General features: G+C 69.2%; 21 protein-coding genes. 9 read left to right on the top strand and 12 right to left on the bottom strand.

Translation table 11 applies throughout. The annotated features are described in order from the left end of the window. The first annotated feature begins 47 nt into the window (after window positions 1–47). Window positions 48–1,613 (top strand): BCCT family transporter, encoded by a 1,566-nt coding sequence (locus QSK35_RS23865; protein WP_285749677.1) that lies wholly within the window; start codon window positions 48–50, stop codon window positions 1,611–1,613. Here the strand turns inward: QSK35_RS23865 and QSK35_RS23860 are convergent. Beyond that, window positions 1,566–2,000 (bottom strand): DUF6474 family protein, encoded by a 435-nt coding sequence (locus QSK35_RS23860; RefSeq protein ID WP_285749676.1) that lies wholly within the window; start codon window positions 1,998–2,000, stop codon window positions 1,566–1,568. The genes QSK35_RS23865 and QSK35_RS23860 overlap by 48 nt on opposite strands. An 81-nt stretch (window positions 2,001–2,081) precedes the next feature. On the opposite strand from QSK35_RS23860, the gene QSK35_RS23855 reads away from it, so the two are divergent. Next, a complete protein-coding gene (locus QSK35_RS23855; protein ID WP_285749675.1) occupies window positions 2,082–3,722 on the top strand; it encodes a TM0106 family RecB-like putative nuclease in 1,641 nt (546 codons plus the stop codon). Here the strand turns inward: QSK35_RS23855 and QSK35_RS23850 are convergent. After that, window positions 3,719–4,477: an SDR family NAD(P)-dependent oxidoreductase gene (locus tag QSK35_RS23850; RefSeq protein WP_285749674.1), complete on the bottom strand. Its 759-nt coding sequence runs from the start codon at window positions 4,475–4,477 to the stop codon at window positions 3,719–3,721. The two genes, QSK35_RS23855 and QSK35_RS23850, sit on opposite strands and share 4 nt — an antisense overlap. 293 nt (window positions 4,478–4,770) lie before the next feature. Between QSK35_RS23850 and QSK35_RS23845 the strand changes: the two genes are divergently transcribed. Together QSK35_RS23845 and QSK35_RS23840 are read left to right on the top strand one after the other, a co-directional pair. Next, a complete protein-coding gene (locus QSK35_RS23845) occupies window positions 4,771–6,072 on the top strand; it encodes a UDP-glucose dehydrogenase family protein (protein ID WP_285749673.1) in 1,302 nt (433 codons plus the stop codon). A gap of 19 nt (window positions 6,073–6,091) precedes the next feature. Then, the gene (locus QSK35_RS23840) at window positions 6,092–7,879 is read left to right on the top strand and encodes a gamma-glutamyltransferase family protein (RefSeq protein WP_285749672.1); all 1,788 of its coding nucleotides are present in this window, start codon (window positions 6,092–6,094) and stop codon (window positions 7,877–7,879) included. Here the strand turns inward: QSK35_RS23840 and QSK35_RS23835 are convergent. The 3 genes from QSK35_RS23835 to QSK35_RS23825 form a co-directional block, all read right to left on the bottom strand. Next, entirely contained in the window at window positions 7,876–8,064 is a 189-nt protein-coding gene (locus QSK35_RS23835; protein ID WP_285749671.1) for a hypothetical protein, read from the bottom strand. The two genes, QSK35_RS23840 and QSK35_RS23835, sit on opposite strands and share 4 nt — an antisense overlap. A gap of 72 nt (window positions 8,065–8,136) precedes the next feature. Continuing rightward, complete coding sequence (locus tag QSK35_RS23830) at window positions 8,137–8,478, bottom strand: hypothetical protein (RefSeq protein ID WP_285749670.1); 342 nt, start codon at window positions 8,476–8,478, stop codon at window positions 8,137–8,139. Window positions 8,479–8,734: 256 nt separating this feature from the next. Beyond that, the gene (locus tag QSK35_RS23825; RefSeq protein WP_285749669.1) at window positions 8,735–9,109 is read right to left on the bottom strand and encodes a hypothetical protein; all 375 of its coding nucleotides are present in this window, start codon (window positions 9,107–9,109) and stop codon (window positions 8,735–8,737) included. Between the two features lie 334 nt (window positions 9,110–9,443). Here QSK35_RS23825 and QSK35_RS23820 point away from each other — a divergent pair, with 334 nt between their 5' ends. Genes QSK35_RS23820 through QSK35_RS23810 form a run of 3 tightly spaced genes read left to right on the top strand, consistent with a single transcriptional unit; the run spans window position 9,444 to window position 14,155 of the window. Beyond that, window positions 9,444–10,727 carry an alginate O-acetyltransferase AlgX-related protein gene (locus QSK35_RS23820; protein ID WP_285749668.1) on the top strand — a complete coding sequence of 428 codons (1,284 nt, stop codon included), beginning with the start codon at window positions 9,444–9,446 and terminating at the stop codon, window positions 10,725–10,727. A 27-nt stretch (window positions 10,728–10,754) separates the two neighbouring features. Then, the gene (locus QSK35_RS23815) at window positions 10,755–12,218 is read left to right on the top strand and encodes a polysaccharide pyruvyl transferase family protein (protein WP_285749667.1); all 1,464 of its coding nucleotides are present in this window, start codon (window positions 10,755–10,757) and stop codon (window positions 12,216–12,218) included. Window positions 12,219–12,220: 2 nt separating this feature from the next. Then, the gene (locus QSK35_RS23810) at window positions 12,221–14,155 is read left to right on the top strand and encodes a glycosyltransferase (RefSeq protein ID WP_285749783.1); all 1,935 of its coding nucleotides are present in this window, start codon (window positions 12,221–12,223) and stop codon (window positions 14,153–14,155) included. Window positions 14,156–14,159: 4 nt separating this feature from the next. On the opposite strand, the gene QSK35_RS23805 is transcribed toward QSK35_RS23810, so the two are convergent. The 3 genes from QSK35_RS23805 to QSK35_RS23795 all read right to left on the bottom strand — a co-directional run bounded on the left by QSK35_RS23805 (window position 14,160) and on the right by QSK35_RS23795 (window position 18,036). Beyond that, window positions 14,160–15,323 (bottom strand): hypothetical protein, encoded by a 1,164-nt coding sequence (locus QSK35_RS23805; protein WP_285749666.1) that lies wholly within the window; start codon window positions 15,321–15,323, stop codon window positions 14,160–14,162. A 62-nt stretch (window positions 15,324–15,385) separates the two neighbouring features. Continuing rightward, a complete protein-coding gene (locus QSK35_RS23800) occupies window positions 15,386–17,026 on the bottom strand; it encodes a glycosyltransferase family protein (RefSeq protein WP_285749665.1) in 1,641 nt (546 codons plus the stop codon). Further along, a complete protein-coding gene (locus QSK35_RS23795) occupies window positions 17,026–18,036 on the bottom strand; it encodes a hypothetical protein (RefSeq protein ID WP_285749664.1) in 1,011 nt (336 codons plus the stop codon). Before QSK35_RS23795 ends, QSK35_RS23800 begins: the two co-directional genes overlap by 1 nt. Window positions 18,037–18,154: 118 nt before the next feature. On the opposite strand from QSK35_RS23795, the gene msrA reads away from it, so the two are divergent. Together msrA and QSK35_RS23785 are read left to right on the top strand one after the other, a co-directional pair. After that, window positions 18,155–18,820, top strand: a complete 666-nt coding sequence (gene msrA / locus QSK35_RS23790; protein ID WP_285749663.1) for a peptide-methionine (S)-S-oxide reductase MsrA — start codon at window positions 18,155–18,157, stop codon at window positions 18,818–18,820. Between the two features lie 172 nt (window positions 18,821–18,992). Then, complete coding sequence (locus tag QSK35_RS23785; RefSeq protein WP_285749662.1) at window positions 18,993–19,277, top strand: YiaA/YiaB family inner membrane protein; 285 nt, start codon at window positions 18,993–18,995, stop codon at window positions 19,275–19,277. Here QSK35_RS23785 and QSK35_RS23780 read toward each other — a convergent pair. The 4 genes from QSK35_RS23780 to QSK35_RS23765 form a co-directional block, all read right to left on the bottom strand. Further along, window positions 19,274–19,642, bottom strand: a complete 369-nt coding sequence (locus QSK35_RS23780; RefSeq protein WP_285749661.1) for a hypothetical protein — start codon at window positions 19,640–19,642, stop codon at window positions 19,274–19,276. The two genes, QSK35_RS23785 and QSK35_RS23780, sit on opposite strands and share 4 nt — an antisense overlap. Window positions 19,643–19,710: 68 nt before the next feature. Continuing rightward, the gene (locus tag QSK35_RS23775) at window positions 19,711–20,073 is read right to left on the bottom strand and encodes a septal ring lytic transglycosylase RlpA family protein (RefSeq protein ID WP_285749660.1); all 363 of its coding nucleotides are present in this window, start codon (window positions 20,071–20,073) and stop codon (window positions 19,711–19,713) included. A 45-nt stretch (window positions 20,074–20,118) separates the two neighbouring features. Further along, window positions 20,119–20,520 (bottom strand): contact-dependent growth inhibition system immunity protein, encoded by a 402-nt coding sequence (locus QSK35_RS23770; RefSeq protein ID WP_285749659.1) that lies wholly within the window; start codon window positions 20,518–20,520, stop codon window positions 20,119–20,121. A 28-nt stretch (window positions 20,521–20,548) separates the two neighbouring features. Continuing rightward, on the bottom strand, window positions 20,549–21,193 hold the full coding sequence (locus tag QSK35_RS23765) for a hypothetical protein (RefSeq protein ID WP_285749658.1): 645 nt from the start codon (window positions 21,191–21,193) through the stop codon (window positions 20,549–20,551). Between the last annotated feature and the right edge of the window lie 19 nt (window positions 21,194–21,212).

Genomic DNA, 21,212 nt, shown 5'->3' with positions numbered 1-21,212 from the left:
TAGTTGGCCGAGTTTGCGGTTGGCTACGGACGGGTAAAGACCGCCGCGTGACCAACCAATGCGACAAACCGGGCCGTACCGACCGGACCGTGTTCGGCGTCGCCGCAGTGCTCACGCTCGCGTTCGTGACCTGGGGCGTTGCCGGGACCGGCTCGTTGGCCTCGGTATCCAGGACCGCTCTCGGGTGGGTGATCGGCAACCTCGGCTGGGCCTTCGTGATCTCAGCATCTGGGTTCGTGGTGTTCGCCCTGTGGCTGGCGTTCAGCCGTTACGGCCGGGTGCCGCTCGGCAGAGACGACGAGAGGCCCGAGTTCAGGACGGTGTCCTGGGTCGCGATGATGTTCAGCGCCGGCATGGGCATCGGGCTGATGTTCTACGGCGTCAGCGAGCCGCTCGCGCACTTCACCTCGCCGCCGCCCGGCACGAACGGCGATCAACTGCAGACCGCCATGGCGACGACGCTGTTCCACTGGACGCTGCACCCGTGGGCTATTTACGCCGTCGTGGGGATCGCGATCGCGTACGGCAGCTTCCGCCGCGGGCGGAAGTCCCTGATCAGCGCGGCGTTCGAGCCGTTGCTGGGAAAACGTGCGGACGGTCCGGTGGGCAAGGCGATCGACGTTCTGGCGATCTTCGCCACACTGTTCGGTTCCGCGGCCTCGCTGGGGCTTGGCGCGCTGCAGATCGGCTCGGGCCTGGAGGCGGCGGGCTGGATGGGGCACGTCGGCACCGGCGTGCTCGTCGCGGTGATCGCCGTGCTGACCGTGGCGTTCGTCGCGTCGGCGGTGTCCGGGGTGGCGCGCGGCATCCAGTGGCTGTCCAACATCAACATGGTGCTGGCGATCGTGCTGGCGGTGTTCCTGTTCGCCGTCGGTCCGACCGTGTTCATCCTGAACGTCCTGCCGAACGCCGTCGGCTCGTACTTCCGCGACCTGGCCGACATGGCCGGGCGGACCGCTGCCTCCGGCGGTGACGCGACGGAGAAGTGGCTGTCGGGCTGGACGATCTTCTACTGGGCGTGGTGGATCTCGTGGACGCCGTTCGTGGGCACGTTCATCGCCCGGATCAGTCGCGGCCGGACGATCCGCCAGTTCGTGGCGGGCGTGATCGCGGTGCCGTCGGCGGTGTCGTTGCTGTGGTTCGCGATCCTCGGCGGAACGGCGATCTTCGAGCAGCGGTCCGGAGTCGACCTGGCCGGTCAGTCGTCGCCCGAGTCGCAACTGTTCGGGCTGCTGGACCAGTTCCCGCTGGCCACGGTGACCGGGATCGTCGTGATGCTGCTCGTGGCGATCTTCTTCGTGTCCGGCGCGGACGCGGCGTCGATCGTGATGGGCACGCTCTCGCAGTGCGGCTCGATCCGGCCGACGCGGCCCGTGGTGATCTTTTGGGGCGTGCTGACCGGTGCCGTCGCGTCGGTGATGCTGCTGGTCGGCGGCTCTGACGCGCTGACGGGCCTGCAGAACCTGACCATCATCGCGGCGCTGCCGTTCATGGTCGTGATGGTCGGCCTGTGCTGGTCGCTGACCCGTGACCTGCGGTCCGACCCTTTGTTCACGCAGGTGGTGTCACGAGACGCCGAGCCGGCGAAGGAGATCAGCCTCGAGCACGTCTAGATCCGTGGCGACGGCCCGGTGCGCGGCCTTGCGCCGGGCCGTCGGCATGCGTTCGGCCGCGCGCACCGCCGCGGTCAGCTTCGACAGCCGCGACTCTGTGGTCCAGACGTAGTCCGGTTCCTTGGCGCGCAGCTCCTCCAGCGCCTCCGCGAACCCGGTTATCCGCGCGTGCAACCGGGCGCCGCGACCCGTGTACTGCCCGATGTCGGCCACGTCGACGCCGAGTCGCCGCGCCCGATACCGGTCATACCGGTCACTCAGGACAGATGCCCCGCGAGCGAGCACCGGAGCCAGCACCGGGATGAGCGCGGGCGCCACCACCTTGGCCACCCCGACCATGTTCTTCGCGGACTTCGGGGTCAACCGCGGGCCCTCTTTGCGCGCCATTCGAGTGCACCTCCTCGTCGGAAGAAACTTACTGGCCAGGTTGGCCACACGTGAGGTCGACTCGCGACATACCCTGCATCCGTGACTTCCCAGGTGCAGCTCGACGCCGGCGTGGTCACTCGTTGTCGGCGGCGGGTGCACCTCGAAAACGACCCTGACATGCGGGAGGCCCAGAAGGCGCCGCCGGATCCCGCGTCGGAGCAACGCAAGGCCGACGCGACCCAGCACCGCCGCAACGTGGCCGACGCGCTGATCAAGATCGTGGGCTCCAACCTCATGGAGATCCCGAACGGCCCGGACGTGAAGGCTTCCGACCGTGAGCGCGTGACCCTGGCCGCGATGCAGATGGGCGTGCCGTACATCTGGGGCGCGGTCCTGCCCCGCGACCTGACGGGTGGCCGCCGCGGCGGCATCGACCTACTCGTCAAGGACACCACCGGCTACGTCCCGGTACTGGTGGTCCGTCACAAGATCACCGACCCCGGCCAGGGCGCGAAGACGTCCCCGCTGACCATCCCGCTGCCGCACTCCAGCCGCGTCGACCCGCTGCGCAAAGTCCGCCCCCAGCCACGCGACCAGCTCCGGCTCGCCCACGCCCAGCGCCAGCTGCAGGCCGCGGGCTACGCGGTCAACGGCCGCGCGACCGGCGGCGTGATCGGCATGGACGCCGACGTGGTCGTCTGGCACGACCTGGAAGCCCCGACATGGCCGGGCGGCCGCACCGCACTCGCCGAGTACGACGCCCGCTTCTCCGACCGCCTCACCGTCGCGATCACCGCGGCCACCGGCCGCGAGGCGATCGCCCACGCGTCCCGCATCGTCGACTGCAAGACGTGCCCGTGGTGGCCGACCTGCGAGCAGGATCTGAAGGAACGGCGTGACGTCAGCCTCGTCGTGCGCGGCGAGGACGCCGTGATGCTGCGCAAGGCCGGTCTGTCCACTGTGGACGACCTGGCCGCGTTGGATCCCTCATCGGACCACGTGCCTTTGGTCGGCATGCCCATCGGCGACGCCGTGACGTTGGCGAAGGCCTGGCTGCGGGACCTGACACTGGTCCGCCGCCACGAGACGATGAGCATCCCGCGCGCCGACGTCGAGGTCGACGTCGACATGGAGAGCTTCGCGGACCTCGGCGCCTACATGTGGGGCTGTCTGCTGTCCGGAAAGGACATCGACGAACCCCAGGGCTACCAGGCGTTCGTCACGTGGGACCCGCTGCCGTGCCAGGACGAGGCACGCAGCTTCGCCGAGTTCTGGACGTGGCTCACCGGCATCCGCCTGCGCGCCAAGGCGCGCGGCTACTCCTTCAAGGCCTACTGCTACAACGAGCTCGCGGAGAACCGCTGGCTGATCGCGTCCGCCGAACGGTTCGCCGGCATGCCGGGGATCCCGACCAAGGCGCAGGTCAAGGAGTTCATCGAGTCCGACTCGTGGGTGGACCTGTTCGGGATCGTGCGCGAGCAGTTCCTCTGCGCCCATGGCAAGGGGCTCAAGACGATCGCTCCGGTGGCGGGGTTCTCGTGGCGGGATCCCGAGGCCGGTGGCGAGAACTCCATGCGGTGGTACCGGGACGCCGTCGGGTTGGACGGCAGTGAGCCGTTGCCCGAGCAGGGCGAGCGTTTGCTGGTCTACAACGAGGACGACGTCCGAGCCACCCACCGCTTGCGCGAGTGGATGAGCTCGGACGCCATGCAGTCCTTGCCGTTCGCCGGCGACCTCTAGCGGGGCGCCATCCGGAGAGCGCCGTCCATGCGGATGACCTCGCCGTTCAGGTAGTCGTGCTCGATCAACGACAGGGCCAGCTGCGCGTACTCCGCGGGCTGCGCGAGCCGCTTCGGGAACGGAATCCCGGCGGCGAGCCCGGCCCGGAACTCGTCGGACACCGTGGCCAGCATCGGGGTGTCGACGATGCCGGGCGCGATGGTCAGCACGCGCACGCCGACGGACGACAGGTCGCGCGCGGCCGGCAGGGTCATGCCGACGACGCCGCCCTTCGAGGACGCGTAGGCGACCTGGCCGATCTGGCCGTCGAACGCCGCGATGGACGCGGTGTTGATGATGACGCCGCGCGCGTCGTCGGCCAGGGGCTCGGTCTTCCCCATCGCGGCCGCGGCCAGGCGCAGGACGTTGAAGGTGCCGATCAGGTTGACCTCGATGACCTTGCGGTACAGGTCGAGGTCGTGCGCGCCGGTCTTGCCGACCGTGCGGGACGACGGGCCGATGCCCGCGCAGTTCACGGTGATGCGCAGCGGGGCGCCGGAGCCGGCGGCCGTGTCGACGGCGGCCTGGACGTCCTCGCCGGACGTCACGTCGGCGGCCAGGTAGGTGACGCCCTCGACGGCCGGGGCGTTGGCAATGGCGCTCGGCAGGTCGAGCGCGAACACCTGCGCTCCGCGCGCTGCCAGGGCGGAAGCGGTCGCGCCGCCGAGACCGGACGCACCACCGGTGACGATGGCCGCGGTACCCGAGATCTCCATGACGAAATCCTCCTCGAAGCGAAGTGCTCGCGAGGAGGTTAACGGGCGTTACCCCGCACTCATCTGTCGGACCAGTGCAACAGGGCTACCAGTGGCACCGCTGCGAGCAGCGCCAATCCCACGAAGAGCATCGCCACGACCAGGACTCCCATACGAGAACTGTGCCTCGCGACACACGTAGAGCACATCGGCCGCAGCGGTAGTCCTCTGGGACCAGGTTTGTCACGGACAGCTACGACGATGGTCGTACTCCGTTCGCCCTGCGGCCAACTGGGGCTGTCAACGTCCGGAGCATGTTCGCGCGGCGTATCGCGGTGGTGGGTACCGGCTACGTGGGACTGACCACGGGAGCCTGTCTGGCGTCATTGGGGCATCGCGTTGTGTGCGGTGACCTCGACGCGCTCAAAGTGGCCCGGCTCAAGGCCGGCCAGGTCGACATCCTCGAACCCGGACTCAACGAGCTCGTCGTCGAAGGCCAGGCGGCCGGGCGGCTGGAGTTCGTGGTGGGCGCCAGAAACGCCGTGCTGGACGCCGAAGTCGTGTTCCTCTGCCTGCCGACACCGATGGGCGCTGGCGGCGCCGCCGACCTCAGCGCGGTCGAGTCGGTCGCGCAGGAGATCCGGGACGTCCTGCCCTACGGCTGCATCGTCGTCTGCAAGTCGACCGTCCCCGTCGGCACCTCCGAGCGCGTCCACGAGCTCCTCGGTCGCGAGGACGTCGCCGCGGTGTCCAACCCGGAGTTCCTCCGCGAGGGCACGGCCGTGCACGACTTCCTCAACCCGGACCGCATCGTCGTCGGCAGCGACTCGCCGCAGGCCGCGGAACGCGTCGCCGCGCTGTTCGCCAAGCTCGGCGCGCCGACGGTGCTGATGGACGCGGCCAGCTCCGAGATGGTCAAGTACGCGGCCAACTGCTTCCTCGCCATGAAGCTCTCGTACGTCAACGCCGTCGCGGAGCTGTGCGAGCTGCTCGGCGCGGACGTCACGTCGGTCTGCGAGGGCATGGGGTACGACCGCCGCATCGGCCAGTCGTTCCTCAAGCCCGGCCCCGGCTGGGGCGGGTCGTGCCTGCCCAAGGACACGCACGCGATGGTGCAGATCGCCGAGTCCGTCGGCGTCGACTTCTCGCTGATCCGGTCCACGATCGAGTCGAACAAGCGTTCGCAGGACCGGATCGTCGCAAAGGTGCGCGACGCCGTCGGCGGCGACCTCGCCGGCGTGCGCGTCGGGGTGCTCGGCCTGGCGTTCAAGGCGGGCACCAACGACCTGCGCGACTCGCCCGCGCTGGCCGTCGCCGAACAGCTCGTGCTCGCTGGCGCGGACATCTCGGCGTACGACCCCGAGGTCACGGGCCCGCTCGCCGGGATGCTCGTGGTCGACGATCCGTACCAGGCGATCAAGGGCGCCGAGGCGGTCGTGCTGCTCACCGACTGGCCCGTGTTCCGCACGCTCGACTGGGTGCGGGTCGCCGAGCTGATGGACGGCCACGCGATCATCGACTCGCGCAACCAGCTCGACGAGGACGCCCTCGTCCGGGCCGGACTGCTCCATTTGGGCGTAGGACGTGCACCACTTGCCCGTCCCCAATTTAGTTAGCCTCGCATAGTTTGTTGGGGTGTTCACCACCCGTCCCGAGCTCGTCGGCACCTTCGGCATGGTCGCGTCCACGCACTGGCTGGCCTCGTCGGCCGCCATGGCCGTGCTCGAGGACGGTGGCAACGCGTTCGATGCGGCCGTGACCGCCGGTTTCGTGCTGCAGGTCGTCGAACCGCACCTCAACGGACCCGGCGGCGAAGTCCCGATCGTCTTCGCCGCCGCGAGCGACCCCGCGCCGCGAGTGCTGTGCGGCCAGGGCGTCGCGCCGGCCGGTGCGACGATCGAGCACTACCGCGGTCTGGGCCTCGACCTGATCCCCGGATCCGGCCTGCTCGCGGCGACCGTGCCGGGCGCATGGGACGGCTGGCTGACTTTGCTGCGCGACTACGGCACCAAGACGTTGCGCGAAGTGCTCGACAAGGCGATCGGCTACGCCCGCGACGGCTTCCCGTTGCTCGAACGCGCGGCGTTCACGATCTCCACGGTCGCCGACCTGTTCCGCGACCACTGGCGCACCTCGGCCGCGCAGTGGATGCCCGGCGGTGCAGTGCCCGCCGCGGGAGCGCGCTTCCGCAACACGAAGCTCGCCGACACCTGGGAGTGGCTGCTCGCCGCCGCCGAGGCCGCGGGCGCCGACCGTGAGGCGCAGATCGAGGCCGCGCGGCGCGCCTGGTCACAGGGTTTCGTCGCGGCTCAGGTCGACGAGTTCGCGCGCCGGTCGTTCCGCGACGACTCCGGCGAGGACCACGCGGGTGTGCTGACCGGCGAGGACATGGCGTCCTGGGAGGCGTCGTACGAGGACGCGCTGTGCGTGGACTTCGACTCGTGGACGCTGGTGAAGCCCGGTGCCTGGACCCAGGGACCCGTGCTGGCGCAACAGCTCCGGCTGCTCGAGGGTTTCGAGCTGTCCTATGTGGACGGCGTGCCGACGCCGGACACCCTGCACGTCGCCGTGGAGGCCGCGAAGCTCGCGTTCGCCGACCGCGAGGCGTGGTACGGCGACACCGGCGACGTCCCGCTGGAGACCCTGGTCTCCCGGGAGTACGCCTCGGAGCGCCGTTCGCTGATCGGCTCGGACGCCTCGCAGGAGCTGCGTCCCGGCTCGCCCGACGGGCGTGAAGTCGTGCTGCCGCAACACGTTCTGCGGGGACCTGGGGTCGTGCCCGGCGACCTGGCCGGTGCGATCGGCGAACCGACCGTGGCCCGCACCGGCGCGACGCGGGGCGACACCGTGCACGTCGACGTGGTCGACAAGTGGGGCAACATCGTGTCCGCGACCCCGTCCGGCGGCTGGCTGCAGTCGTCGCCCACGATCCCGTCGCTCGGGTTCTGTCTCGGCAGCCGCGCCCAGATGTTCTGGCTGGACCAGGGTTTGCCGAACTCGCTCGCACCGGGCAAGCGTCCGCGGATCACGCTCTCGCCGTCGCTCGCGTTGTGCGACGGGCTACCGGCCCTGGCGTTCGGCACACCCGGTGGCGACCAGCAGGACCAGTGGCAGCTGGGGTTCTGGCTCGCGCACGTGCACGGCGGCCTGAACCTGCAGGAGGCGATCGACTCGCCGATGTGGCACTCGAACGCGTTCCCGAGTTCGTTCTACCCGCGGTCCTGGACGCCTGGCGAACTCGTGGTCGAGTCGCGCATCGGCGCGGCCGCGATGGCCGACCTGAGGTCCCGCGGTCACAAGGTGATCGACGCCGGCTCCTGGTCGCTGGGCCGGATGTCGGCCGTGGCAAGGGATTCCCGCGACGGGCTGCTGCGAGCGGGTGCGAACCCGCGCGGCGCCCAGGGCTACGCCGTCGGTCGCTAGGGGAGCAGCTCGGATCCTTCGCGCGGCACGTAGTTGACGTCGATGCCGCCGCCGGTGTTCTTCAACGTGGAGATGCCCGCCTGCTCGGCGAGGTCGCTGACCTGGCCGACCGGGTCAGCGTGCGCGGTGCCCGACATCGCGGCCATCGCGAGTCCGGTGCCGGCGAGGATCTTCTTGAGGCTCAAGGAAATCTCCGAAAAGAGGAACGGCCCCCGATCCGAGGGGGAGGGGATCGAGGGCCGTCCCGGCCAGGAAGATCAGGGAGCGGTGTTGACGTGCACGTGACCCGGCTGGTCCGGCGTCGCGTCGTAGCCGAGCGCGTTCGCGATGACGTCCGCGTCGAGGTTGTTGGCGGCGGCGTCGACGACGTTCATGTCGCGGAGGTTCGCGGCCTGGATCTTGCCGGCCTCGTCGTCGGTGTTGACCGACGCGAGGTCGCCCGCCGACGCGGCGTCACCGACCTGCAGCGGGAGGTTGGGGTTGGTCTCGGCGCTTGCCTCGGCCGGACCGGCCGCGTGTGCGACGCCGCCCAGGCCGAGCATGACGGTGGCGCTGCCGAGGGCAACAGCGGCCCCCGTGATGGTCTTCCTGAGGTTCATGGGCGCGAAAGTTTCGCATCGAGGGGGCCTACAGCAAGCTCGGTAACTCGCGAGAGCGAACTTCTTCACCTCTTCGGGGAACGACGCTTCAGTCATCTGTCACTGCGCTCCGTGTATGGGACCGCTCCCAGAGACTGCGATCTTCACCCTCGATTAACTGAATACACCCTCAGTTAATTCGCACCCTTAGGCCGAAAGGCGCACAGGTAGACCCCGCCGTGATGCACGACGAGTTGGAAAAATGTCAACTAAAGCCTCAGGCGATGGCGCCTGGTGGAAGCTTCAACTTAAATGGCAGCGTCGTGACAACGGCCAAATCGGAAGCGGTCTGCTTCATCAACGTCGGCGCATTGCGGGAGCCGGGCTCCGGCAGGTCCAGTAGCCGGTCCACGGCCTCGGTAAGCGGGCCCTCGTAGATCCAGACGGCCTGTGCGGGCCGGGCGCTGTCTCGAACCGCAGGTAGACGGCCTGCGCGCGCCTCGGTCTCGGACCAGAAGAGGATGGAGTCGATGAATCCTCTGCGCTGCTTGAACGCCATGATGCGATCGAGCTGCCCGCTGTCGTCCCGCAGGTGCAGGAACTGAAAACCGCTCTCGCGCAGCTCGATGACCTTGCTCAGTGCGTGGTCCATGGCGCACCTACCCCTGTGGTGGTCCCCGTCAGAAGACCGTTCAGTCATACGACCCAAAAGGATCCTACGGTAAGTCGACGTACCTTCGTAAGCCGTAGTCCAACCGAGGGATCTCAATTGGTGGACGTGCGTGGCTCTCGGTAATCGGCCTTCTTCTTATCTGAGGTAACGGACCGCACGACGGCTACGGTTCGCGTCAAAAAGGCCAAACTTGCCAATGTGACTAACGTCACGCTGATCCACATGTCGCCTCCGTCTGGGTGAGCACCCACACAGATAGACGTGTAGCACGTAAACGGGGTTGCAGCAGGGAACGACTCGCTAAGCTCGCCGCGTGCGGGTCAAGCTTCCTCCAGTCCACGAATCGTGGTTGCCGAAGGAACACGCACTGTACCGGCCGCGCCACGGCGAACGGCAGCGCACCGCCCTCGTCTCCGCGCTCATCTTCTTCTGCGTCCCCGTGCTGCTGCTCATCGTCGGCGTGAAGCCCGAGGCGTTCGAGAACCGCAAGCTGGCCGACTTCCCGGCCGGCTGGAACTTCTTCGGCGGGCTCGACCGGTGGGCGACCGACCACACGCCGCTGCGCAAGCAGGCGGTCGCGACCGAGCGCTGGATCAGCAAGGAGATCTTCGGCGAGACGCCCAAGATCGGTAAGAAGCCGGCGCCGATCGGGCCGGTGCCCGTGCCCGCGCCGCAGACGCCCACGACAACGCGCGACCCGTCGCTCGACGGACCGGAACCGAGCGCGTTCGCCGAGGTCATCGAGGGTAAGAACGACTGGCTGTACTACGGGTTCGACGTCAAGGGCGCCTGTCAGCCGACCCGGTCGATGGACGAGGTCATCGGGCAGCTGCGCAAGCTGCGGGCCGCGGTCGAGTCGTCCGGGCGGAAGTTCGTCTTCGTGGTCGCGCCGAACAAGACGACGATGGTCCCCGAGTTCCTGCCCGCGCGGTACTTCGGCAAGGACTGCGCGGCCAAGGCGCGCGACGCCTTCTGGCAGCGGATCGGGCCCGAGGCCGGCGCGATCGACCTGCGGCCCGGTCTGGACGCCGCCAAGGAACGGACCAAGGCACCGGTCTACTCGAAGTTCGACACGCACTGGACGCACGACGGCGGCGTCGTCCTGACGCGTGCGATCGCGGAGAACATCAAGCCCGGCGTCTCGACGTCGTGGAAGGTGACCGACGGCCGCAACGTCCAGCTGCCCGGCGACCTGCCGCCGTTGCTCGGCGAGCAGAACACGGTCACGCTCCGGTCGTACAAGATCGCGCCGGACGGGATCTCGGTGGCGACGCGGCCGGTGCCGCCCAGCCCCACGGAGCCGGTGCACATGACGCAGTCGACCGGCACCGGGATCATCGGCGGCAAGGTCGGCATGCTCGGCGACTCGTTCACGTTCTACGTCGGGCAGTACGTCGTCGCGCCGTTCTCGGACATCACCCTGCAGAACAGCGACCGCGTCCCGCAGGACCCCACTAAGGTCGGCGCGATGCTCGCGGACAAGGACGTGGTCGTCTTCGAGGCGGCCGAACGGAGCCTGGTCGGCGGGGTCAACCCGCTGCTGGACCAAGGGGTGATCGACCGCATCGCCGCGGAGCTGGCGAAGCGGCCCAAGTAGCGGGGCCAGGACCGTTACAGTTCCGTCGTGAGCAGCAGTCAGGACACCAACCGGCCGGTCGGCACGGTCGCGGTGTGGGGGACGTTCGACCTCGACAACTTCGGGGACCACCTCTTTCCGCGCGTCACCGAGCAGGAGATCACCCGTCGCCTCGTCGGCTGGCGGGTCCGCCCGTACTCCCCCTACGGCGACGAGCACCCGTGCCGGATGGACGGCGGCCTCGTCGCCGAGTCGCTCGGCGAGTGGAGCCCCGAGCGCGTCCACCAGCTGTCGCAGGCCGCCGACCTCACCCTGATCGGCGGCGGCGAGATCATCCACTACCGCGACGAGCTGCTCGCTCCCGCGTACGGCGCGACCGCCGAGGCGCTCACCAGGCGGGCGCCCAGCCGGTTCTTCGTCGAGGGCCTCGGCGCCGAGTACGAGAAGAACCACCCGGTCGTGTGGAACGCGGTCGGCATCCCGTTCCTGCCGACGCCCGAGCAGGCCGGGGCGATCAAGGACTCGGTCAGCCGCCGCGACTACGTTGCGGTGCGCGACGAGCTGTCCCTCGAACGCCTCCGCGCGTGCGGCGTCGAGTCCGATGTGGACGTCGTGCCGGACATCGGCTTCCTGCTCGACCGGCTGACCGACGAGTCGGTGCTCGCCGAGCGGCTGCGCTACCTCAAGTTCATGGGCTGGTACCCGGCCGAGCGGCCGGCGCTGATCGTGCACGCGAACCGGTCGGCGATCCCGCAGGTCGCCGAGCTCGCGAAGGTCATCGACTGGGCGCTCGACGAGGCCGTCACCGGTGACATCGTGCTGCTGGAGACCGGTCCGATCCACGGCGACGGCGCGTTCGCCGACGCACTGGAGCAGCGGCTCACCGGGCGCACCGTCTACCGGCTGCCGAGCGGCCAGCCGCCCGAGGACGTGCTCGCCGCGATCTGGGGCTCGGCCGGCGTGATCGCGATGAGCTTCCACGCCAACATCGCGGCGTTCGTCCACGGCAAGCCGTGGGTGATCCTCGACCTCAACGGGCAGAGCAAGCTCGAGGCGCTCGCCGCCACGATGGGTGCGCCCGACCAGCGTGGTGTCGACGCCGACACGCTGTCCAACGCCATTCGCGCGGCGTTCGTCCGCCCGGCGAACCCGGATCTGCTGCGGCAGCTCCAGGCCCGCGTGGACGCGCACTTCGACCGGATCGCCGAGATCGCGCAGTCGGCGTGGCAGGAGCGCGGCGGTGACGCGGCCGCGCGGATCGCCGACCTGACCCGGCAGAACGCTTTGCTGCGCAAGGCCTACCGGCAGCTGCGGCAGCGGCAGACCGTCGAGCGCAACGCGTTGCTGGAGAAGATCGAGGAACTCCAGGCGTTGCGAATGTACGAGGGCGTACCCGTCGAGAAGCTCAAGCACGACAGCGAGGAACTCGCCCGGTTGCGCGACACGAAGCTGTTGCGCTGGAGCCGTCCGCTGCGCACGACCTACGGCCGGTTCAGGAGGTCCGGGTCGTGACCATGACACCGCAGGTGTCGATCGTGCTGGTGTCCTACGGCGGCCGGGCCATGCTCAACCGCTGCCTGTACCTGGTCTCCGAGCACACGACCATTCCGCACGAGATCATCGTCGTCGACAGCGGTTCGCCGGACGGCACCGATCGCTTCGTCGGTGAGCACATGCGCGGCGCGCGCGGGCACGTCGTCGGCCGCAACGTCGGGTTCGGCGCGGGCTCGAACCGCGGTGTCCTCGACGCGCGGGCGCCGTACGTGTTGTTCCTCAACGCCGACGTCGAGGTGGCGCCGGGCTGGCTGGAGCCGCTCGTCGACGTGCTCGACTCGGATGAACGCGTCGGCGCGGTCGCGCCGATCATGCGCGACCAGACCGGTGAGGTGCAGGAGTTCGGGTCCGTCGTCGGCGGCGACGGCTGGTGCCGCGCCTGGGGCGACGGCGCCCCGCTCGGCCCCGAGAACCAGATGTTCCCGCACGACGTCGACTACGCCTCCGCCGCGTGCCTCCTGGTGCGCCGCAAGGCGTTCAACCACGTCGGCGGCTTCTCGTCCGACTACGACACCGCCTACTTCGAGGACGTCGACCTGGCCTTCGCGCTGCGCGCGGCCGGGTGGTCGGTCCGGGTCGACCCGCGCTCCACGGTGATGCACCAGCGGCACGGTTCGTCGGACGGCAAGACGGCCAAGGAGCTGATGGAGGTCAACCACAGCACGTTCCTGCGGCGCTGGGGCTCCGACCTCGCGGGCCGGCCCGCCCTGCCGCCGAAGTTCGAGAAGCGGCCGCTGTTCTACCTCGCGCGCGACGCGATCGTGGACGAGCGGATCCTCGTCGTGGACGACCGTGTGCCGAACGCGGACCGCGGCAGCGGCGACCCGCGCACGCACCGGCTGCTGGAGTCGCTCGCCTCGCCGAACCGGCGGGTCACGTTCCTCGCCAGGGACATCCTGCGCGCCGAGGCGTACGCGCCCGCGTTGCAGGAGCTGGGCATCGAGGTGGTGTGGCAGCACTCCAGCCCGTTCCAGATCCTCGCCGAGCGGGCCGGGCTGTACGACGTGGTGATCGCCATGCGCCCGCACAACTTCCAGTGGATCGCGGACGCGGTGGCGCAGAGCCAGCCGCAGGCAGTGAAGGTCTACGACGCCGAGGCGTTGTTCCACCGCCGGGCCGAGCAGTACGTGCGCGCCGCTTCGAGTGACAGCGAACGGGCGCGGCTGCAGCAGGAACTCGAAGAGCAGCGCGCGGTCGAGGAGGCCGCGTTCCGCTGGGCGGACGTCGGCGTGTGCGTCACCGAGATCGAGGCGGAGTGGGCGACGAGCATCGCGCCGGACACCGCGATCAAGGTCGTCGGGTATCCGGTCGAGATCGGACCGCGGGTGCCGACCGTGTCAGAACGCCGTGGCATCTCGTACTTCGGTGGCTTCATGGGCGGACCGGGAACGCCGAACGAGACCGCGGTGCTCGACCTCGTCGCGGACGTTCTCCCGGCACTGCGGGAGAAGCACCCGGATCTCACGATGTCCGTGATCGGCGCCGACCCGACGCCCGCGGTGCGTGCGCTGGCGTCCGAGTACATCGACGTCGTCGGCCGCGTGCCGAGCCCGGCCTACTGGCTGGGCCGGACGCGCGTGCAGGTCGTGCCGATGCGGTTCGGCGCGGGCGTGAAGCTGAAGTTCCTCGACTCGATGGCCGCGGGCCTGCCGTTCGTGACGACTCCCGTTGGCGCGGAAGGACTTCGGCTCGGTTCCGAGCTGGAGCGCCACCTGGTGGCCGAGTCGTCCGCGGAGATGGTCGAACGCGTGCACGCGTTGCTGTCCGACGACGAGCTGTGGAGCGATGTCCAGCGTCAGCTGCTGGACATCGCGCGCACCTGGTTCTCCTGGAAGGCGTTCGACGCCGAGGTGGACGAGGTGATGGCCGAGTGCGGCGTCTCACCCCGTCCGTAGTCCCCTACTTGGCGGGGTGTTCCGCCAGCTGACGTTCGAGGAGCGTGTCGAAGGCGGCCTTCACGGTCGCCTCGTCCGCGCCGTACGCCTCGACGCGAACGACGAAGTCGCCGTTGATGTAGTGCGCCCGGTACGTCGCGACCTTGTTCGCGGCCGTCAGCGGCAGGTGCCGGACCTTCACGCCGGTCGGCGCGGTGGGCACGAGCTCGAAGCTGGCCGCCTGGTAGAGCGCGTCGATCTTGTCCAGCGCCGTCGCGGGGGTACCGGCCTTGAACGCCCAGATGCCCTGCGACAGACCGGCCGCGTCGTCGGTGCTCACGGCGAACCGCACCTCGGACACGCCCGCGCCCTGCAGGATCTGCGCTTCCTCCAGCGTCGGGACCTTGGCGGCCAGCGCCTCCTCGATCGACAGCGTCTTGAACTGCGAGACCTTGCCCGGCACCTCGACGAACGGCCCCTCGGGCACGGTCTTCGGCTTGGTCGTGGTGGTCGGCGCCTGCGTGGTCGACTGCTGCTGCGCGGTGGTCTGGTCCGTGGGACCGCCGCCACCGCCGCGACCCCACAGGAAGTACGCGCCCACACCGAGTCCGGCGACGAGCAGGACGATCAGCACGATCAGGATGATCTTGCCCTTGCCGCCCTTCGACTCGTCGTCGAAGACCTCGGGACCCTGCTTCTGTCCCCAGGCATCGACCCCGGACGCTCCGGCGCCCCACGGCGGCGGCGAGATCACGTCCTGCTGGCCCCAGCCGCCGCCCTGGTCCCACGACTGCGCGGGGAAGCCGCCGCTGTTCGGTCCCGGCACGACCTGGGTGCGGTCGGCCGGCCCCGGCATCTGCTGCTGAGGCTGTGGACCCGTGACCGGGCGCACGAACTGCGTGCGGTCGGAGTCCTGCGCGGGCTGCTGTGGTTGTTGCGGGGGTTGCTGCTGCTGCGGGGACACGACCTGGGTGCGATCGGGGTTGTCCTGCTGCGGCTGGGCCGGGCCGGGACCCCATTTGAACGGGGGCGGGAACGGACCCTGTTGCTGCTGTGGTTGTTGCGGTGCGGCGGGTTGCCCCGCCGCCGCGGTGAGCAATTCGTCCCGGCGACGGCGGTAGTCGTCCGCCGAGATGCGCCCGGCAGCCAACGCGCTGTCGAGCTCCTGCAAGTCCTCTTGCCAGGACATCTGGCCCCTCCATGTGTTGCCTGACCGGGCACATTGTGACTGCCCCGGTTCAGTGCGCGTGCTCAGACCTTGATGACGAGGCTGATCCGATACAACCGCTCGCCCGAACGGACCAGAACCTTGGCGTCCTGGACACCGGGTTTCGCGACCGCGTGCCAGCCGGCGCGGCCGGTGCCGTGCGTCGTCTCCGCCACGTCCGGGCGCGGCACGCCGACGGCGCCGCCTCCGACGACCACGCTGCCGCCGTCCACCACCATGACGCAGTCCGCCGCGTGACCGTCGATCACGGCCCAGCCGAACATCTTCGTGTCGCCCGTGACCGGTCCGGTCTCGACGGCGCCCGCCGTCTTCGAAGACCCGACCGGGCCGGGAAGTTCCGCCACCTGGCTCATGTCGACGAGCGAGCCCAGCTCGTACTTGCCGCAGCCGAGCGTGAAGTCGTCCGTGAAGGGATACGCCTTCAGCGACCGCAGGATCGGCAGGACCGCCTTGGTGGAGTTCATGTTCTCGATGACCGACGGCGCCTCGACGCGCATCGCCACCGCCAGCATCGGCTGCTGCGGATAGTTCGCGCGCACGTCGGTCGCGTGCGCGCTGCCGACCGCGTAGGTCGTCACGCCCATGAGCAGCGTGAGCGGCACGACCTGCCGCCGGAACCGCGTCACCAGCACGAGGAACGCGGCCGCGCCCAGCAACGCGATCATGGCGTAGCGCGGGGTCAGGCCCTCACCGGTGTTGAACTTCGCCCGGCTGATGCCGACCATCACCGCGACGAGCACGACCAGCACGGCTAGCCCGACCCAGCCCGCGTCGTCCACAGTGGACCGATCACGCAGTCCTTTGACGACAACGAACGCGATGAACGCGGCGATGATCGTGCCGGCGACGAACGCGAGGTCCGTGCTGCGCGCCGCGAACACCTGGCCGAGCGTCGCGACCGTGGTGCCGAGGATCGTGTCCGCGCCGAGCAACGTGGGCGCCGGATACGACGGCGGGCGCGCGGGCAGCAGCCACAACACGATCGTCACGACACCGAGTCCGATCGGCAGCAGCACCTGCCACAACCGGTCGCGGCGCAGCCACGCGATCAGCGCGAGCGCCACCCACACCGGAAAGGCGCTGCCGTGCCCGAAGCAGCCGATCGCCGCGAACACCGCCGCGAGGACCGTCTGTCCACGTTGGGCGAAATACACGGCCACGACCGCGGGCACGAGGCCGACGAGCCAGTGCAGTCCGCTCATGCCCATGCCGAAGAACTCGAGCGCGGCCGACGAGAACAGCAGCAGCGAGAGTCCGGCGATGACCGCGACGCGGGCGGTGCCGGTGAGCCGCGCCGGGAGCATGCGGACCAGCACCACGAAGATCACGGCGACCAGCAGGACGTTGAACAGGCCGAGCACGTAGTTGTAGGCGTGGAAGAACTTGGCGTCCAGCCAGAACAACGGCCCGACGAGCGTGATCGGGTGCTCGTTGTACAGGTCGAAGAGCTGCCCGGACCGCAACGAGCCGTCCGGCCACGTCACCTTGGCGAGGATCGTCCAGTAGTCGTTGAAGTTCATCCGCGGCGACCGCAGCGCCTCCGCTATCGCCAGCAGGGCCGGGATCGGGACGACGGCCCACAGCAGCAGGCGCGACGACACGCGTCTCCTGGGCTGTGGGTCCTCCGTCCGCTCTTCGGTCTGCTCTGCCTCGGCGACCGACATCAGTCGACCTTGACGGCTTTGAGGACCTGCATCAGGAACTCGTTGAACTTCTTGCCGATCTCCTGGTCCGGGATCGTGCTCGGCCCGGCCGTGGCGACGCGGATCGTGACCTTGCCGGACGTGTAGACCCCGCGGTACAGGAACTGGTCGTTGGCCGCGATCTTCATCAGCGTCACGTTCTCCGGCACGTCCACCTGCTCCACAGTGGACCATCCACCGGTCTTCATGTTGTCGACCAGGGTCTTGGCGAGTTCCTTGGCGGACTGCTCGTCCTTGGCGACATAGGCGGCGACGGCCTGGCCGACCCCGGCGCTGCTCGCGACCTTGTCGAACACCTTCTCGACGCCCGCGGCCTGCATCGCCTTGGCGTCCTTCTCGCTGATGACTCCGGCAGCCTTGGCCTTGTCGACGGTGTACTCACCGTTCTTGGGGCTCGGCGTGCCGTTGGGCTCCGGCAGGATCGCGTTGAACGCGGGTGCGTCGACCGGCTGAGCCGAGCTGGACGGCGGGTTCTGCTGCGCGTCGGTCCCCGAGTCGCGGAACGCGAAGAACCACACGCCGCCGCCGATCAACGCCAGCACCAGCACGCCGATCAGGATCGGGACGAGCTTGGACTTGCCGCCGCCCTCGTCGAACACCTCCGGGCCGTGCATGCCCTGCGACTGCCAGCCGGGCACGCCGAAGCTCTGGTCACCGGCGGCCCACGGCGGGGCGGTCTGCTGCGGCCCCGGCTGCTGGAACGCGGGAACCTGAACGAACTGGGTCTTGTCCGCGTCCGTGCGAACGACCTGAGTCCGGTCGGCTTCCGGTTGCTGTCCACCACTTGAGACGACCTGCGTGCGGTCCGCGTCGCCCGGTGCGGGCGGCGTCGCGACCCACCGCTGAGGCTGAGCTCCACCGCTGGACGCCGCCGCGAGCAGCTGATCGCGCCGTGCGCGGTGCTGGTCAGGAGAAATCCGCCCCGCCGCGACCGCTTCGTCGAGCGCCCTCAGCTCTTCCTGCCACCCCATCTGGCGTCCCTCTCACTGCGGAGTCCCTCGTGCCTCGTGCCGGAGGGAGACTATGCCACCAGGCCTTTGCACTCAGTGTGAATGCCCAGGTTGTCCTGCTGGCCAGTACATTCAACCCATGGTGTGGTTCGGCCGGGACAAGACCCGGGTGATCAGTGCTGCCGAGGCCCTGCCGGGCCGATCGACCCCCATTCCGGTGCCACCTTCCCACGCGGTGTTCACCGACCGCCCGCTCAGCCTGCCGTTTCCATCCGGTCTGCGGACCGCCGTCGTCGGCATGGGCTGCTTCTGGGGCGCCGAGCGCCTGTTCTGGCAGACACCTGGTGTGTGGAGCACGGCCGTCGGCTACGCGGGCGGCCACACGCCGAACCCCACCTATGAAGAGGTCTGCTCCGGTCTCACCGGGCACACCGAGGCCGTGCTGATCGTGTTCGATCCCGCCGAGCTGCCCTATCAGGTTTTGCTGCGGATCTTCTGGGAGGGCCACGACCCCACGCAGGGCATGCGGCAGGGCGCGGATGTCGGAACTCAGTACCGGTCGGCCGTCTACTGGGCGGACGAGGGGCAGCGGGTGACGGCGGAGGCTTCGGCTGCCGTCTATCAGGCGGCGTTGGACGCGTCCGGGCACGGGAAGATCACCACGGAGATCGCCGAGCTGCGGGAGTTCTACTACGCCGAGGAGTACCACCAGCAGTACCTGTCGGAGGCCAAGAACCCGTACGGCTACTGCGGGCTGGGCGGCACCGGCGTCTCGTGCCCGGCGGGGCTCAAGATCGCCGACTAGCACGGATCGTGATCGGGTCGCCGGCGTGCTGGCACTGATCGCCGGCGCCGGGGCGTTGCTCCTCACCAGGCGCCGCAAGGCCTAGAACGCGAAAGGGCCCGCCTGCCAGGCGGGCCCTTTTGAGTAGCAGTACTCATGACGTCCCGGGGTGTGAGCCAGGACTCTCGTGAACATGACTGCACCATCGGTTTCGACGACGCCGGCCTTCTACGCCCAGGCGGTCGTCTCCTTCGGGCTCTCACTGACCTCCGTGGCCTTCGGGGTCTTCTTCCTGCCGGTGGACGGGTGGGTGCGCGCGTTCCTGGGGATCGCGATGCTCTACACCGTCACCTCGGCGTTCACCCTGGCGAAGGTCATCCGTGACCGCCAGGAGGACGGCTACATCGCCAGCCGGGTTGACCGAGCACGGCTCGACAAGATCCTGACCGACCACGACCCGTTCAAGGTCACCGGCTAGCAGAAGATCAGCCCGCACGGCCTCGTCGTCGTGGTGGTCGTCGGCGGTGGCGGGGGCTTGGTGGTCGTCGGCTTGGGCGGCGTCGTGACGGCGACCGTTGTGGTGGTCGTCGTCGGTGCCGCCGACGAGGACGACGGCTTCGTGGTGGTGGTGGACGACGGCGCCGAGCTGGAGCTCGAGTCCGACGGCAGCGACGTCGGCGTGTTGACCAGTGAGACGGTCATCTTGGGCGACTGCTTGGACATCGTGACGTCGACGGGCGCCGCGCCACCTGCTAGCGGCGACTGGGGACCGACGATGGTGAGTACCGCGGCCAGGGCAGCCCCGATGAGCGCACCCATGCCGAGGCGCCCTGGTCCGCTCATTCCGCCGAGCACCCGGATTGCCTATCTTGTTCACTCGATCGGGTCAAGCGGATCGCATTAATTGTTCATCAAACAACAGTCACAGTAACCGGGATGACACCCGCCGAGAGCGGTGCCAGAGCCTTGAAACCCCGTGGTGTCAGGTCGATGCAGCGGCCGCGGATGTACGGACCGCGGTCGTTGATTCGTACGATGACGGACTTGCCGTTGTTGCGGTTCGTGACCTTCACGCGTGTGTTGAAGCGCAACGTCTTGTGCGCGGCGGTGAGAGCGTTGGGGTTGAACGGTTCGCCGGACGCGGTGGTGCCGCCGCCGGTGTAGTACGACGCCTTGCACGTCTCCGCCGAGGCGGTCGGCGCGGTGATGACCTGGGTGGTGGCGACCGAGGTCAGCACGAGGGCGGCCGCGGTGAGGATCTTCTTGGTGGACATGCACCAATTCCCGCAGCAAGCGGTAAAGGAGTGCCTAATGCGCGGTTAGCCGGGGAACGACTCCGCCGCGGCGATCAGGCCGTCCTCCAGGTACGGCCGGTCGCGCAGCTGGTCGAGTACCGCCGACACGCGGTCGCGCAGGCACGCGTGGTCCTCCCAGAAGGAGTGGTCCACGTACAGGATGCTGGCCAGCAGATCACCGCTGTACATGTACGCCTCCACCAGCGGGTCCTCCTCCACCTCCTCGAGCGCGAGCGGCACCGTGAACTCCAGCGCGACGTGGTGCGTGACCAGCTCGCGGAGATCCATCGGGCACAGCTGGCGCACCGGCCGGCGCCGGAGCTTGTGCAGCTCGCGGTACACCCAGGTGGACTCGGGCCCCGGCTTACTCCAGCGGTCGCCCGCGAGCTGCGCGAGCGTGAGCTGCCGGTCGAAGTCCGTTGCCACAGGGACATCGTCCCCGACGGACGCAAGCTCAGCGCGCGGAATGCGGCAGAGGTTCGGAGTTCGGTACCGGCCAACCCACTCTGACCAGCACGTTTCCGTGCACCATCCGGGCGTGACTGGCCAGGCCCCACACCGTGGCGGCGAGCAGTACCGAGCTCAACGCCTCACCGGCGCGCAGCGGGTCCTTCATCACCAGCGACATCACCACGCCGCGGTCCTTCGACACCGGCACCAGCGACGCCTCCTCCGCCTGGGCGGCCTGCAGCAGCCACGTCAACGCCGAGACCGGCACCTCCTGGTCGGCGAACGGCCGCGGATCGGCCCGGCGGATCGAGATCGCCGCCGCGGAGGCCACCTCGGACACCATCGGATCAGACATGGCCGGGTCGAGGTCCCAGCGCGGGAACACGGTCGCGAGCCGGTCGCCCTCGGTCTTGCGGTGCACGCGGGTCGACCAACCCAGCGCCGAGAACCCGATCCGGACGTGGTGCAGCGCCGCTCCGCATGCGATCAGCGCGGCGTCGTCGGTCCTGGTGGTGATCAGCTCGACCCGGTCGACACCGATGCGCCAGCGGGTCGGCGGCACCAGGTCGAGCGCAGGGGCCCTCGACGCGAGCTTGAGCACCTCCTCGACCGTCGCCGCGTCGGGCATTCGCACACTCGTCGCTGTCATGGTTCGCATCGTCGCCCAG

The organism is Lentzea sp. NBRC 105346 (genome assembly GCF_030269605.1).
In the GTDB taxonomy this organism is placed as follows: Bacteria; Actinomycetota; Actinomycetes; order Mycobacteriales; family Pseudonocardiaceae; genus Lentzea.
This window is presented reverse-complemented; position numbering and strand designations above follow the sequence as displayed.